At 34.9% G+C, this 15112-nt stretch carries 13 protein-coding genes; 1 reads left to right on the top strand and 12 read right to left on the bottom strand.

Annotated elements, in window-relative coordinates; genetic code table 11:
- Positions 1-6: 6 nt before the first annotated feature.
- The 3 genes from KFV12_RS06380 to hflX all read right to left on the bottom strand — a co-directional run bounded on the left by KFV12_RS06380 (position 7) and on the right by hflX (position 3014).
- Positions 7-342 (bottom strand): MerR family transcriptional regulator, encoded by a 336-nt coding sequence (locus KFV12_RS06380; protein WP_111715520.1) that lies wholly within the window; start codon positions 340-342, stop codon positions 7-9.
- 115 nt (positions 343-457) lie between these two features.
- Positions 458-1717: a methionine gamma-lyase family protein gene (locus KFV12_RS06375; protein ID WP_254257592.1), complete on the bottom strand. Its 1260-nt coding sequence runs from the start codon at positions 1715-1717 to the stop codon at positions 458-460.
- Positions 1704-3014: a GTPase HflX gene (gene hflX, locus KFV12_RS06370; protein ID WP_254257591.1), complete on the bottom strand. Its 1311-nt coding sequence runs from the start codon at positions 3012-3014 to the stop codon at positions 1704-1706. Before hflX ends, KFV12_RS06375 begins: the two co-directional genes overlap by 14 nt.
- Before the next feature lie 66 nt (positions 3015-3080).
- Here hflX and KFV12_RS06365 point away from each other — a divergent pair, with 66 nt between their 5' ends.
- Entirely contained in the window at positions 3081-3554 is a 474-nt protein-coding gene (locus KFV12_RS06365) for a glutathione peroxidase (protein WP_111714755.1), read from the top strand.
- 101 nt (positions 3555-3655) lie between these two features.
- Here the strand turns inward: KFV12_RS06365 and hfq are convergent, their stop codons facing one another.
- From hfq to mutS, 9 genes are all read right to left on the bottom strand, one after another.
- A complete protein-coding gene (hfq, locus tag KFV12_RS06360; protein WP_111714754.1) occupies positions 3656-3853 on the bottom strand; it encodes an RNA chaperone Hfq in 198 nt (65 codons plus the stop codon).
- Positions 3837-4775 carry a tRNA (adenosine(37)-N6)-dimethylallyltransferase MiaA gene (gene miaA, locus KFV12_RS06355; protein ID WP_254257590.1) on the bottom strand — a complete coding sequence of 313 codons (939 nt, stop codon included), beginning with the start codon at positions 4773-4775 and terminating at the stop codon, positions 3837-3839. The genes hfq and miaA overlap by 17 nt, the downstream gene beginning before the upstream one ends.
- Positions 4768-5667, bottom strand: a complete 900-nt coding sequence (locus KFV12_RS06350) for an alpha/beta fold hydrolase (RefSeq protein ID WP_254257589.1) — start codon at positions 5665-5667, stop codon at positions 4768-4770. Before KFV12_RS06350 ends, miaA begins: the two co-directional genes overlap by 8 nt.
- A 130-nt stretch (positions 5668-5797) precedes the next feature.
- Entirely contained in the window at positions 5798-7471 is a 1674-nt protein-coding gene (locus KFV12_RS06345; RefSeq protein ID WP_254257588.1) for a glycerol-3-phosphate dehydrogenase/oxidase, read from the bottom strand.
- A gap of 20 nt (positions 7472-7491) precedes the next feature.
- A complete protein-coding gene (gene glpK / locus KFV12_RS06340) occupies positions 7492-8985 on the bottom strand; it encodes a glycerol kinase GlpK (protein ID WP_254257587.1) in 1494 nt (497 codons plus the stop codon).
- 62 nt (positions 8986-9047) lie between these two features.
- The gene (locus KFV12_RS06335) at positions 9048-9863 is read right to left on the bottom strand and encodes an MIP/aquaporin family protein (protein ID WP_254257586.1); all 816 of its coding nucleotides are present in this window, start codon (positions 9861-9863) and stop codon (positions 9048-9050) included.
- A gap of 128 nt (positions 9864-9991) precedes the next feature.
- Positions 9992-10543 (bottom strand): glycerol-3-phosphate responsive antiterminator, encoded by a 552-nt coding sequence (locus KFV12_RS06330; RefSeq protein WP_111714740.1) that lies wholly within the window; start codon positions 10541-10543, stop codon positions 9992-9994.
- The gene (gene mutL / locus KFV12_RS06325) at positions 10543-12504 is read right to left on the bottom strand and encodes a DNA mismatch repair endonuclease MutL (RefSeq protein ID WP_254257585.1); all 1962 of its coding nucleotides are present in this window, start codon (positions 12502-12504) and stop codon (positions 10543-10545) included. Before mutL ends, KFV12_RS06330 begins: the two co-directional genes overlap by 1 nt.
- 8 nt (positions 12505-12512) lie before the next feature.
- Positions 12513-15110, bottom strand: coding sequence for a DNA mismatch repair protein MutS (gene mutS, locus KFV12_RS06320; protein ID WP_254257584.1), 2598 nt, complete (start codon positions 15108-15110; stop codon positions 12513-12515).
- Between the last annotated feature and the right edge of the window lie 2 nt (positions 15111-15112).

Below are 15112 nucleotides of genomic sequence, written 5' to 3'. Positions count from 1 at the left end.
ATAAATTTATTTGAAAAATCTTGATAAATCTCCACGGTTAATAGGTATATCTGTCTTACTGTTTAGTTCACTCACATCATAATATAAAGACTCTTTCACTTCAAATGATGTCTTAATTGCACTTTCTTTCTCATATAATAATGTTTTGATACGTTTCATATTAAATCCTTTTTCAAGTAATAATTTAATATCTAGTAATGTATCAAGGTCATTCATTGAGAATAAGCGTTGATTGCCTTCAGTGCGTTCTGGTTTTATTAATTGTTGTTCTTCATAGTAACGAATTTGTCTCGCCGTTAGCTCTGTTAATTTCATTACTACACCTATAGGAAATACCGGCATGTTTCTTCTTACTTTATCACTTGCCAATTTTGCACCTCCACTAAGAACTATTTATAAATTAACATACTTTTTTTTAAAAAACAAATCCATGTAAGGAAACCTTACATGGATAATTTTATAATTTAATAACTTGCTTTTCAACTAAATTTTCAATCGCTTTAATGATGGCCAGTTTCACATGTTCATATGTTAATCCACCTTGAATATAAGCTTCATAAGGGGCACGAATAGGCCCATCTGCCGTTAATTCAATGGATGCACCTTGAATAAATGTTCCTGCTGCCATAATTACGTCATCTGTGTATCCCGGCATATATGCTGGCATCGGTAAGAATTGAGAATTAATCGGTGAAGCACTTTGTATCGCCTGACAGAATAATATCATCTTTTCTTTATCATTAAATGTAACCGATTGTATCAAGTCAGTACGATAATCATCAAATCGTGGTGTAGTTTCCATACCTAATTGTGATAGTATTGCACTTGTAAACACCGCACCTTTTAATGCCTGACTGACTACGTGCGGACTTAAGAAGAAACCTTGATACATTTCTAGCAGACTGTATAATGATGCACCAGCTTCTTTTCCGATGCCCGGCGCTGTTAAACGATAACCAATACGTTCTATTAAATCTTTTCGACCGGATATATAACCCCCTATTTTACATATACCACCACCAGGATTTTTGATTAAACTACCTGCTATTAAATCTGCACCAACTTCTATAGGCTCCCTATCTTCAACAAATTCACCATAACAATTATCGACAAATATAATTACATTTGGATATTGCGCTTTAATCGCTTGAATGGCAGATTCAATTTGTGCGATGGTAAGCGACGGTCTTGAACTGTAACCTTTTGAACGTTGTATTGCAATCAACTTCGTATTTACACTCATCGCATCTAATACTGAAGGAATATCTATCTGATTTTCTTTCAATTCAATATGTTGATATTTTACACCCTGTTCAATTAAAGAACCTATACCGTTCCCTTCAACACCGATCACTTCAAGTAACGTATCATAAGGTTTCCCGGTAATATAGATCAGTTCATCTCCATGCATTAAGTTCGCTTGAAGTGCAAGTGTGATGGCATGCGTCCCAGAGATTACTTGAGGTCTAACAATCGTGTCTTCAGCTTTAAATACATGACTGTACACTGCTTCAAGATTGTCTCGTCCCATATCGTCATACCCATATCCGTTTGATCCTACTAAATCTCCCTCAGATATTTTCAAGGCACTGAAAGCGTCCAGTACTTTTTTCTGATTAAACAGTGCGCTTTGTTCAATTCGTTTCAATTGTTCAGCTATTTTTATATCTGTTTTTTCGATTAAATGCTGTAAAGCATCATTTTTAGTTATCTTCATTTTTACCCTCTGTTTCTGTAAATATTGTTTCAACTGCTTTGTGATTCATCAATTGTTCAGTTACACCATTTTCAGGATTTTCATATCCTTTAATTTCATATAACTGACTCATTTCATTAAATTCTAAATTTTCTACGAGCGTCGTTTCTTTTAGTGTAGAAATAGTTTGTCCATCATAATCCAGCATCTTAATATGATATGACTGCATTTCTGTTTTTATTAAATTGACCAATGCTGCTTTAAAGCGTGATACATCTTCAGGGTCGTTAACCGACACAACGAGTTGATGTGGACCAGTTGTATCAACAGACATTTCAAGTAAATCTTTTTTATTATATAAAGTGAGCATCGGGATATTTTTCATATCAAGTTCTGCAAGAATATTTTCGACCGTTTTAATATGATTCATATAATCAGGATGACTACGATCGACCACATGGACAATCACATCTGCATACTTTGCTTCCTCAAGCGTCGAACTAAATGCTTCAACAAGATGCGTCGGTAACTGCTGAATAAATCCCACGGTATCACTTAATAAAATATTAAAGCCATCATTTACCTTCATAATTTTACTTTTTGGATCAAGTGTTGCAAATAGTTTATCTTCCATAAATGTATTACTTTCGGTCAACTTGTTAAACCATGTTGATTTTCCTGCGTTTGTATAACCAACGAGCGCCACCTGGAACATTTGTTTTTTCTGTCTATTTTCTCGATATCTTTTACGATGTTCCTTTATTACTTCAAGCTGCGTTTTGATATCGTGAATTTTATTACGAATATGTCGCCTATTCATTTCAAGCTTTGTTTCACCTGGCCCACGCGTTCCAATACCACCACCGAGTCGTGATAACGACTGACCATGTCCACTTAATCGTGGTAATAAATATTCCAGCTGAGCAAGTTCTACTTGTAGTTTACCTTCTCTGCTTTTTGCGCGTTGCGCAAATATATCTAGAATAACCTGTGTTCTATCAATAATTTTGCACTCCAGCATTTCATTAAGACGTTTTGATTGTGAATTCGTGAGTTCATCATTTACGACAACAACATCGAATTCCAGATCAACGTGTTCTTTTAATTCGATAATCTCTTCAATTTTTCCTTTTCCGAGATAAAATGAATGATCAGTACGATCTTTATTTTGTATTACAGTATCTACTACTTCAAGCCCTGCTGTTTCACATAATGATCTTATCTCTGAAACACTTGCCTGAAAGTCAAAATCTGATTCTTTTTTTAAGTGAACTGCTATAATAAGAGCACGTTCAATATTTATATATGTATCGTTCAAAATATCACCTCTTACAATAGTTTGCGGTAAAACAATAAAATAAACAAGTAGAAAGGAAGAAACAACATGTCAATTTATGATATTAATGTTACAAACACCAAACATGAAACATACCCATTATCACAATACAAAGGTAAAGCAATGTTAATTGTCAATACTGCCAGTGAATGTGGTTTTACTAAACAGTTCGATGGTTTGGAGAAAATTTATCAACAATATAAAGACCAAGATTTTATCGTATTAGGTTTTCCATGCAATCAATTTGGAAACCAGGAACCTGGTGATGGTGCTGAAGCAGAACAAAACTGCCGTTTAAATTTCGGCGTAACCTTCCCAATGCATGATAAGATTGAGGTCAATGGTGACAATGCACATCCATTATTTAAATATTTAAAACAAGAAACAAAAGGATTACTTGGTGATGGTATCAAATGGAATTTCACAAAATTTCTTGTAGATAAAAATGGAAATGTTGTAAACCGATACGCACCAACAAAGACGCCTGAATCATTAACTGAAGATATCGAAAATTTACTTTAAGATATCACTTATTTAATGGAATAATAAATAATACTTAATAATAAACAAAAAAAAGAACAAATCCATCTCTGGATTTGTTCTATTATTTTGTTTGCATCACATTATTCTACAAAAGTACTAATTGCATGTTTATAAATAAGGTTTTCTTTTTCTCCAACATTAAGTAAAATTACATACTTGTCAAAGTCTAATACTGTACCTTTCATTTGAAAGCCATTTGTTAAGAAAACAGTCAGTTCTGTTCCGCTTGTCTTGTACTTGTCTAAAAATGCATCCTGCAGATTACCTGAATTTGTCATAATAATTCCCCTCTATATTTGTCATTATTTGATCACCCATTTCCTGAATGGATAAATCACTACTGTCAAACCATTCAATCGACATTTGATTGTTAAACCATGTCAACTGACGCTTTGCGAAATTCCTAGAATTTTGCTGCAAACTTTCTACCGCTTGATTCAATGAAACTTCTCCATCTATATAAGGAATTATCTCTTTATACCCTATTGCAGTCATGCTTTGTTTATCTCTATAGCCACTGTCTATTAAGTTACTCACTTCTTGTACCAATCCCTGGTCAATCATAAGTAATACACGATGGTTGATTCGATTATATAATGTAGGACGCGGCATATTAAGTCCTATAATAACTGTATCATATTTTTCGTTGATTGTCTGACTTTTTTTTTGCGATGTAATTGATTTTTTATGCATCTCAAAATAAATAATCGCTCTAATTATACGCTGTTTATTATTTGGATGAATAACAGATGCCGCTTCAGCATCTATTTCCGTCAGTATTTGATAGAGTTCGTCTAGATTCATTGGATTATATTTTTCCTGCAATTGCATCTTTACATGCTGATCTTCTTCAACAAATTCATATTGATACAATAAACTTTGAATATATAGTCCAGTACCTCCAACAACCATAGGTGTTTTTCCACGTGCATAGATATCTTCAATTATTGCTTCCGCATGTATTTTAAACTGTGCGGCTGAATATGGTTCATCAGGCTCTAAAATATCAATTAAATGATGTGGAATGCCATCCATTTCTTCTTCGGTAATCTTAGCACTGCCGATATTCATGCCCCGATAAACTTGTATGGCATCACCGCTAATGATTTCACCGTCAACGCGTTTCGCAATTTCTATACTTAATGCTGTTTTGCCAACTGCAGTTGGCCCTACAATTACGATTAAAGGTATTTTATTCATTTCGGTTTAACCACTTTCCAATATTAATTAATACTTCTTGTTGATTTTTTTCAAACAATACTTCATGTCTTGCATTTTCATAGAGCTGAACATATACATGATGAATGCCACACTTATGAAATAACTTCCCTGTTTTATCTACACCTTTTCCGAAATTTGAGAAAGGGTCATCCTGGCCAGCTACCAGAAGAATCTTAAGATTTTTATTCATGCGTTTAACATTCTTCTTACTGCTTGTAAACTTTAACGATTCATTAATTGAATTTAAAGCACCTATCGACATATTAAATCCTGCATCAGGATCTGAGACAAAAGCATCGACATTATCCTCATTCAAACTGATCCAGTCACTCTCTGTTCGTAATGGTCTGAACTTACGATTAAAATCGTTCAGAGTCAATTTATTGACGAAATCTAGCTTTTTATTAGCGGGATGCAACTTTAATAATGGTTTAAGCAATAGCGCAGCTGCCTCAAATTTCTTATTATAGAAACTAGTACCTGACAATATAAGTCTATCGAATAAACCCGGATAATTAATAACATATTTTCTAGCGACGATACTTCCCATAGAATGTCCGAACAAAATAAATTCTCCTTTAAAATCAAATGTTTCAAAAATTTCATTTGCATCTTCAATTAATGTATCGATAGATGGAAAATGACCTTTTTCAGAAGGACTGATATGCTTTCCATGTCCTCTGTGATCATGAATCAAAACATCGTAACCCATACTACAAAAATATCGACAAACTGCATCATAACGATCCATGTGCTCAGCCATGCCATGAAGCATCTGAATGACACCCTTACTTTTTTCTTGTCTATATAATTTAAATGCAATACGTGTGTTATCCTTTAACGTCATAAACTTATTCGTAATTTCCATCATTCTTCACCTCATCTATATTATAACGAAAGTATTTATTTTCGTCATAATCTTATCCTCAAATTAAATATAGTAAAACCATCCAAATAAAATTATTTGGATGGTTTTATTCACAATTGTTATTCGTCTTTATTTATTCTACAGAAACTTGAACTGAAGGAGATTTTGCTTCATGAATCTTTTGTTCAAGCTCACGTGTGTAATCTTCTCGTTGTCCGTTGTCATAATTGAGCAAATTAGCCATCGTATCTATAACCGCTTCCTTACGCTGTTCAACTTTATGAATATCAAAATAGAGGTCACCTGTTCTACGTGTCAAGAAGTCAGTTGGTTTAACGACCATTTCTTCCTGTATTGAATACACAAGTTGTGCGTAATAAACTAATGGCAATCCGTTCACTTCAGCAGTATGTTTGGTATGTGCAATGTTAAATAATTTCTCTACATTTGAACCATACTTTTTAATCAAAAATCTTTGGTCCTCTTCAGGAAGATAACTGTAGAGTTCAGGTTTCAGTGACTTTTCAATAAAGTGCTCGAAATTAGCACTGCCTCCTACATCTCCGCCAGAAATTGTTGTATGCTTAGTGTTGCTTTCTTTAAAGTTAAGCTTATATTCTTCTTTTAAACGTTTTGCAACTAAATCAACGATTTCCTGAGCCATATGACGATATCCTGTTAATTTACCACCGGCAATCGTCAGAAGACCAGATTTACCTTCCCAAATTTCATCCTTACGTGAAATTTCAGATGGATCTTTCCCTTTTTCTAAGATTAGAGGACGAATACCTGCCCAAGTTGATTCAATATCCTCGTCTGTAACTTTTACAGTCGGGAACATATAGTTGATTGCATCAATGATATAATCTCGATCTTCCTGTGTTACTTTTGGACTTGTTTTATCATTATTGTAGAATGTATCTGTAGTTCCGACATACGTTTTGCCATCACGAGGAATCGCAAAGATCATACGTTTATCGCTTTCAGTATCAAAGTATACTGCCTGTTTTAAAGGAAAATCACTTTCATCAAAGACAAGATGAATCCCTTTAGTCAGACGGAGTTGCTTATTATTTTTCGAATAATCTTTTCCACGCACTTCATCAACCCATGGTCCAGATGCATTAACAACTTTACGACCTTTAATTTTAAACTTTGTATTAGAGATAGTATCTATAGCTTCAATACCATTTACTTTCTTTTTCTTATCATAAGTAAAGCCTGTTGCTTTCGTATAGTTTAATATATCTGCACCAAATTCTGCCGCACGTTTCATCACTTCAATCGTCATACGCGCATCATCTGTTTTGTATTCAACATAATAGCCCCCACCCTTAAGGCCATTTTCTTTCACTAGGGGCTCTTTTGCTAATGTTTCTTTAGCTGATAACATCGTTCTGCGTTCAGATTTTTTTACACCTGCCAAGTAATCATAAACCTTTAATGCAAGAGATGTTGTTGTCGGGCCAAATGTACCCCCTTTATGCATCGGTAAGAGCATCCATTCAGGTGTCGTTACATGAGGTCCATTTTCATAAACAATCGCTCTTTCTTTCCCAGTCTCACTTACAACGCCAATTTGCAGCTGTTTTAAGTAACGTAATCCACCATGAACAAGCTTAGTTGAACGTGAAGAAGTTCCGCTTGCAAAGTCTTGCATTTCAACGAGTGCGACTTTCATACCGCGCTGTGCTGCATCAAATGCGATACCTGCACCGGTGATACCACCACCAACCACTACGATATCATAATATTCTTCCTTCATTTTGTTCAATGTTTGATTTCTATTCAGACTTGAAAGTTGCATTATTATTCCTCCATAAAAACTTATTTTTTAAATACTTGTGTAGCTTTAACCGCTGTCTGCCATCCTTTATATAAATCATTTCTTTTTTCTTCGTCCATCTTTGGATCAAATTGCTGATCCAATTTAAAGTTTTCTTTAATTTCATCTTTAGATTTCCAGTAACCTACAGCAATACCTGCTAAATAAGCAGCACCTAAAGCTGTTGTTTCATTGTTTTCAGGTCTTTCAACTGGTACATCGAGAATATCTGATTGGAATTGCATTAGAAAATCATTCTTCACTGCTCCCCCATCAACACGTAATTTTTTAAGTTCAATATCGGAATCTTTTTCCATCGCATCAATAACATCACGCGTTTGATAAGCTAAGCTTTCTAGCGTTGCTCGAATAAAATGTTCTTTTTCAGTACCACGTGTAATGCCAAATACTGCCCCACGTGCTTCTGAATCCCAATACGGTGTACCTAAACCTACAAATGCAGGCACTACATATACACCATCTGTTGATTCAATACTTGCTGCATAACTTTCAGATTGCGGAGCATCTTTAATCATACGCATACCATCTCGTAACCATTGAATGGCACTACCGGCAACAAAAATTGAGCCTTCTAATGCATAATTAACTTTACCGTCGATACCATATGCTAAAGTCGTCAGTAAACCACTTTCTGATTTCACAGCTTTCTCACCTGTGTTCATTAACATAAAGCAACCTGTGCCGTATGTATTTTTCGCTTCACCAGCATTGAAGCATGCTTGACCAAATAGCGCAGCCTGTTGATCGCCTGCAATACCGGCAATAGGAATCTGTAATCCAAAGAAATGCGTTGCATCTGTATGACCGTATACTTCACTTGAAGGTTTAACTTCAGGTAACATTGACTGTGGTACAGTTAAATATTCAAGTAATTCATCATCCCATTTTAAATCATAAATATTATACATTAACGTTCGACTAGCATTTGAGTAATCTGTTACGTGCGCATTACCACGTGTCAATTTCCAGACAATCCATGTATCAATCGTACCAAACAGTAAATCTCCGGCATCAGCTTTATCTCTGGCACCTTCAACATTATCTAAGATCCATTTTACTTTAGTACCTGAAAAATACGGGTCTAACAACAATCCTGTTTTATCTTTAAACGTTTGCTCTAAGTCCCTATTTTTTAATTCATTACAAATTTCCTGAGTTTGACGTGACTGCCAGACAATTGCATGATAAATCGGTCTGCCCGAATGCTTATCCCACACAACAGTCGTTTCACGTTGATTTGTTATACCAATTCCCTCAATTTGCTCAGCTTTAACATCATTCTCAATCAATACACTTGAAATACATGATAATACCGAAGACCAGATTTCATTTGCATCATGTTCTACCCAACCACTATGTGGGAAATGCTGTTTGAATTCCCTTTGTGATACGCCTTTAATATCACCTTCATGATTAACTAACATTGCACGCGTACTTGTCGTACCCTGATCAATACTTAAAATAAATTTATCCATATTTCTATCCCCTTTATTCTATATTCTTTATTGAACAAATCATCGCAATTCAGCTCGGTACATTAAATAATCGGTGAAGTTTTCTCTTTTAATATTGCTTTATTTAATACAACACCTAATACTAATACGCCAATCATTACGATGACTGAAATGAAATCGATTGTTGCAAACTGACCTTTAAATAATAGACGATAAAGCGTTGCACCAAACATCCCTCCTGCTATTGGTCCTAATATCGGTACGATAGCGTATGCGAAATTAGAACTACCTTTACCCGGAATCGGTAAAAGGAAATGTGCAAGTCTTGGTCCAAAATCACGTGCAGGATTAATCGCATATCCAGTTACACCACCAAGACTAATTCCGATGGCAATGATTAATAGTCCTACAATTACTGGTTTCAAACCATTGGTAAAATCGCCTCCCAAAAACAATAATCCCATCATTAAAATCACAGTGCCGATAATCTCAGATAAAAAGTTTGAGAAATAGTTTGGAAAGGCCGGACCTGTTGCAAAGACACCAAGCTTTGGTCCTGCATCTTCTTCTGCTTTGAACAGTGGCAGGAAATGCAGCCATACAATTGCAGCACCCACCATCGCACCTAAAATTTGTGCAAAAATATAGCCCGGTACTTTTGCCCATTCAAAATCACCATTCACTGCTAAACCAATTGAAACAGCTGGATTTAAATGTGCACCTGAAAAGGCACCAACTGCATATACACCTAATGTTACTGCAAGTCCCCATCCAACAGCAATTACTATCCAGTCAGCACCACGTGCAAAGCTCCCCTTTAAATTCACATTTGCACACACACCTGCACCAAATAATATTAAGATTGCCGTTCCTACAAATTCCGCTACATACTCATTCATAAATTCACCCCTATATGATATTAAGTTAAAAAAGACAAAAAGACCCCTTTATCTAATGATAAAAAGGTCTCTTTAACTCGTCCCAAAATATTAACTTGAAATAATCTTATAATAAAATGTAAACGTTGTCAATTTTTATTAATCGGATTGTAGTGCTCCCATAACTTCTGATTGCTCGTAGTTATATGAGATGCTCCGTTTGCTAATGCGATTTCCGCTTCTTCAATCGTTTCAATGAGCCCTCCAGCTACAATCTTTCTCTCTGTGTGACCACTCATTTCTTTGATAACTTTTGTTGCAATGCCTGGTAATACTTCAACATAATCAGGTTCACATGCTTCTATAAAACGATAACTTTTCTTTAAAGCACTCGAATCGATGATAAAAGTACGTAATATTGTCTGTGCTCCGAGTAACTTTGCTTTTTTTATAAGCTTTGTTTTCGTCGTAACAATACCATAAACTTTAAATTTCTGAATTAAATATTCAACGGCGGCTTCATCTATCGCAAGTCCTTTAATGAGATCGACATGAAAAAAAGCTGATTTACCGTTTAATTTCAACATATTTAATATGTGCTCAAGTTGACTGATATGCAAATCAAGAATGACGCAATAGTCATAATTTGTTTGAATAAATTTTTCTAAATCTTTCATACTTCTGATGGCCGGTAATATCATTAAATCACTCTCTTAAACAGTTTTTCTAATTCATAGGTTGTAAATTGAATGGTAATCGGACGTCCATGTGGACATGTAAAAGGTTCGTTCGTTTGTGCGAGCTCATTTATTAATCGCATCATATCATCTTTCTTTAAATAATGATTTGCTTTGATTGATTTCTTGCAGCTCATCATAATTGCAGTCTCTTCTCTGAATTTATTTAAATTCACATGCTGATGTTCAAATAAATATTCAATTAAATCTTCAATCGTTGATTTTGCGTCTTCAGGAAACCAGACAGGCACTTCATTAACGACATAATCTCGTCCACCAAAGTGTTCAAGCGTAACACCAATTTCTGATAATTTTTCCTGAAGCATTGAAAACTTCATTGCTTCATCTTGTGTTAATTGTATATTAACCGGAAATAATAAAGACTGTAATTCGTGGCTCACTTCACCGATTTTATTTTTAAAGTATTCATATTTAATGCGTTCCTGGGCGGCATGCTGATCAATCATAAACATCCCCGAATCATTTTGACAGACAATATAAGTGCCATGTACTTGTCCAACAACCTCTAGATACGGAAGTTTTCGGGGTTGAATGTGCGCTGTTTCTTGCTGTGGTGAATCATCAGGCATCTTTACAATTTCTGTTTCGAAGATAACAGCGTCTTTATTAATATCTTGTTTCGTCTCTAATAGTTGGTCATGTTCAAGTTTTTTTTCACCAGAACTATCGTCTATATCACTTTTATGAGTAGATGCTTTAAAAGTGTCATTACTATGTACATAATCATTATTATTTTGTACAACTTCTGAAGCTTTGTCAAAAGCGTTAGACTTTTCAATACTAAAGCCACGATTGACATTAAAATCGGGACTTTGATTTTCCTTCACAACTTGCTCAGAATTACGATGTTCATATTCAAACTTTTGTTGTTCAAATTGTTCGAGTACTTTTTTCTTTGTCGTAACTTTCGGTATTAGATTTTGTCCAAGGAGCTTCTCTTTGATTAACTGTTCAATTAATTGCATTAATTGCGGTTCTTTTGACAATCTAACTTCCTGCTTTGTTGGATGTACATTCACATCAACAAGACTTGGATCCATAGAAATGTGTATACTTACAATCGGGTATCTGCCGATTGGTAATAACGTATGATAGCCATTGATAATTGCTTTCGAAAGCATAAAGTTTTTAATATAACGACCATTGATAAATATCGACATATAGTGGCGATTGCTTCTTGTATGTTCTGGTTTAGCAATATAGCCATGCACTTTATAATCGCCTGTTTCACCATTTATTTCTACAATATCTTTTGCAATCTTCATGCCATATATAACGGCCATTGCTTCATTTAATTTACCATTGCCAGTGGATTGAACAACGACTTTTTCATCGCTTATTAAAGTAAACTGAATTTCCGGAAAACTCATTATAAATCGATTTATAATATCCGTTATTTTACCAAGCTCTGTCTGCAAACTTTTTACATATTTCAGCCGAGCAGGTGTATTATAAAATAAATCTTCGACAATCATTTCAGTTCCTATACGCGCTGCATGTAGATTACGACTGACAATTTGACTATTTTCAACTTTAATTTGATGTCCAACTTTACCGTCATTACACGTATTAACTGTCACACGACTTACTGAAGCAATTGAAGCTAATGCTTCTCCTCTAAAACCCAACGTGCGAATATGGAATAAATCATGATCATCTGAAATCTTACTCGTTGCATGTCTTAAAAACATCAACGCCAAATCATCTTCATCTATACCTGAACCATTATCAGTTATTTTAATTCTTTTTAAACCTGCTTCTTCTACTGCAACAGTTATCTTTGTAGCACGAGCATCTATTGCATTCTCCACTAATTCTTTAACAACAGATTGCGGACGTTCAATCACTTCTCCAGCTGCAATTTTATTACTTAATGAGGCATCTAATGTTTTTATGATTCCCATTTATTCACCTACTTTATTTGAGACTTCAATTGTTGTAACTTGAGTAATGCTTCAATTGGTGTCATAGATTCTATCGTTAAATTTTTTAGTTCAGTAATAATTTCATTATTTTCACTTTCTCCGAAAAGATCAAACGATGGCTGTAACACATGCTCTTGCTCTTTTATAATCTCATTTTTATTACCATCATCTATATTTTGCGCTATAATTTCATAACGTTCTTCTTTTTCGTCATTTCTCTTTACAAAATTTAAATCTTTAATACTATAGTTTTCAAATGTTTCTAACAAATGTCCTGCGCGATTAATAATTTCTTCAGGTAAATTTGCTAGTTTTGCAACATGTATACCATAACTGTTTTCTACAGCTCCTGGCATAATTTTATGCAGAAAGATGAGTTCGCCATTATATTCTTTTGCTGCAACATGTATATTGTTTAATCCATCAAGCGAATCATCTAAACCTACTAATTCATGATAATGCGTTGAAAAAAGCGTTTTCGCACCGATATGATTATGAACATATTCTATCATGGATTGCGCAAGTGATAACCCGTCATATGTAGACGTTCCACGTCCAATTTCATCAAAGATAATCAAACTATTTTCAGTCGCATTTACTAAAGCATTTTTCGCCTCTAACATTTCCACCATAAATGTACTTTGACCACTGACTAAATCATCTGCAGCTCCGATACGTGTAAAGATTTGATCGAATATCGGTAATTCTGCACGACTAGCTGGTACAAACGACCCCATCTGCGCCATAATACTAATCAATGCTACTTGGCGCATGTATGTCGATTTACCACTCATATTTGGTCCTGTGATTAAGTAAATAAAACCATTATCATCTAACAAACAATCATTTGGTACATATTGATCACGTTCCATCACCTGCTCTACTACAGGGTGTCTTGCATCTTTAATATCGAGCACACGACGGCTTGAAATTACTGGTTCTGTATAATTATTATTCGTTGCGACTTCACTAAAATTTTGCAGGCAGTCAAGTTCAGCAATGCGTTTTGCCTGGCGTTTTAAATTAGGAATATAAGTTTTCACCTGTTCGCGTAATTCGATAAATGCTTCGTATTCCAAATCTATCGCCTTTTCTTCAGCGCCCAAAATCAATGCTTCTTTTTCTTTCAGTTCCTCAGTAATAAAACGCTCTGCATTACTTAATGTTTGCTTACGATCATATCCGAAATTAGCAATATCAATATTGACGAGATTCGCTTTTGAAATTTCGATATAATATCCAAATACTTTGTTATAGCTTATTTTAAGTGATTTAACACCAGTACGTTCACGTTCTTTTGCCTGTAGTTCCGCAAGCCATGCTTTACCATTTTTCTGGGCATCACGGTATTCATCAAGTGTAACATTATAGCCATCTTTAAAAATACCACCCTCTTTTATCGTAACTGGTGGTTCATCGACGATACTATCTTCCAGCATCTGATATAACGGTGCTAAACTTTGTATCCCGTCAAGTCCGCTAATAATATGTTGAAAAGGTTGCAGTAATTCATTAATTCTAGGCAATTGTTCTAATGAATATTTTAACTGTATCAAATCTTTCGCATTAACATTACCAAACTGGACTCTTCCCGCTAAGCGTTCAATATCATAGACGTGCGTTAATGCTTCCCGTAAATTATGTCTTAGTATAAATTCATCATTAAATAAACGAACAACTGATAATCGCGCTTCAATTTGTTCCTTATTTACTAATGGTCGTTCAATCCAGTCCTTTAATCTGCGATTCCCCATCGGTGTCCTGCATTGATTATATATGGATAGAAGCGTACCTTTTTTTGTTTTTAAACGGATACTTTCTGTAAGTTCTAGGTTGCGCTTTGCATACATATCCAGCCTCATATGACCCAGCGCTTCATATGCAATTGGTTTATCGATATGGTTTAATGCTTTCATCTGCGTATCTTTAATATAGCTTAGTAGCAAATTAACTGCTGGTTGTAATTCAGCATCAAGTTCATCGACCAGATTAAAAGTGTCATGCGACTCATAGAAAGATACAACATTTGTCATCAGACGAATTTGCTGATCCATTATTTGTGGCAATTCAAAATTTACTATAATCTCTTTCGGTGAAATACTACTTAATTCATTCATCATCGTTGTTTCATCGCACTGTGTAACTTTCAATTCACCTGTTGAAACATCACTATAAGCGATAATATAATCATGTTCAATTTTATAAAGACAAGCTAGATAATTACTTTCATTCTCACTGATCATATCATCCATCACTGTTCCAGGTGTGATAATCTGAACGACTTCACGCTTGACCATCCCTTTAGTCAGTTTAGGATCTTCCATTTGTTCAGCAATGGCTACTTTATAACCTTTTTCAATCAATCGTTCAATATAATTTTTCGCTGAATGATGCGGTACACCGCACATCGGAATTGCATTTTTCTTATCTCGACGCGTTAACGTAATTTCCAGTTCTTTCGCTGCGAGTATCGCATCGTCATAGAACATCTCATAGAAATCACCAAGTCGAAAGAACAGAATCGTATCTTTATATAGTTCTTTCATCTGTAAATATTGCGCCATCATTGGTGTGGGTTTGGACATCT

It is taken from the genome of Macrococcus epidermidis, assembly GCF_024205965.1.
Lineage (GTDB): Bacteria > Bacillota > Bacilli > Staphylococcales > Staphylococcaceae > Macrococcoides > Macrococcoides epidermidis.
This window is presented reverse-complemented; position numbering and strand designations above follow the sequence as displayed.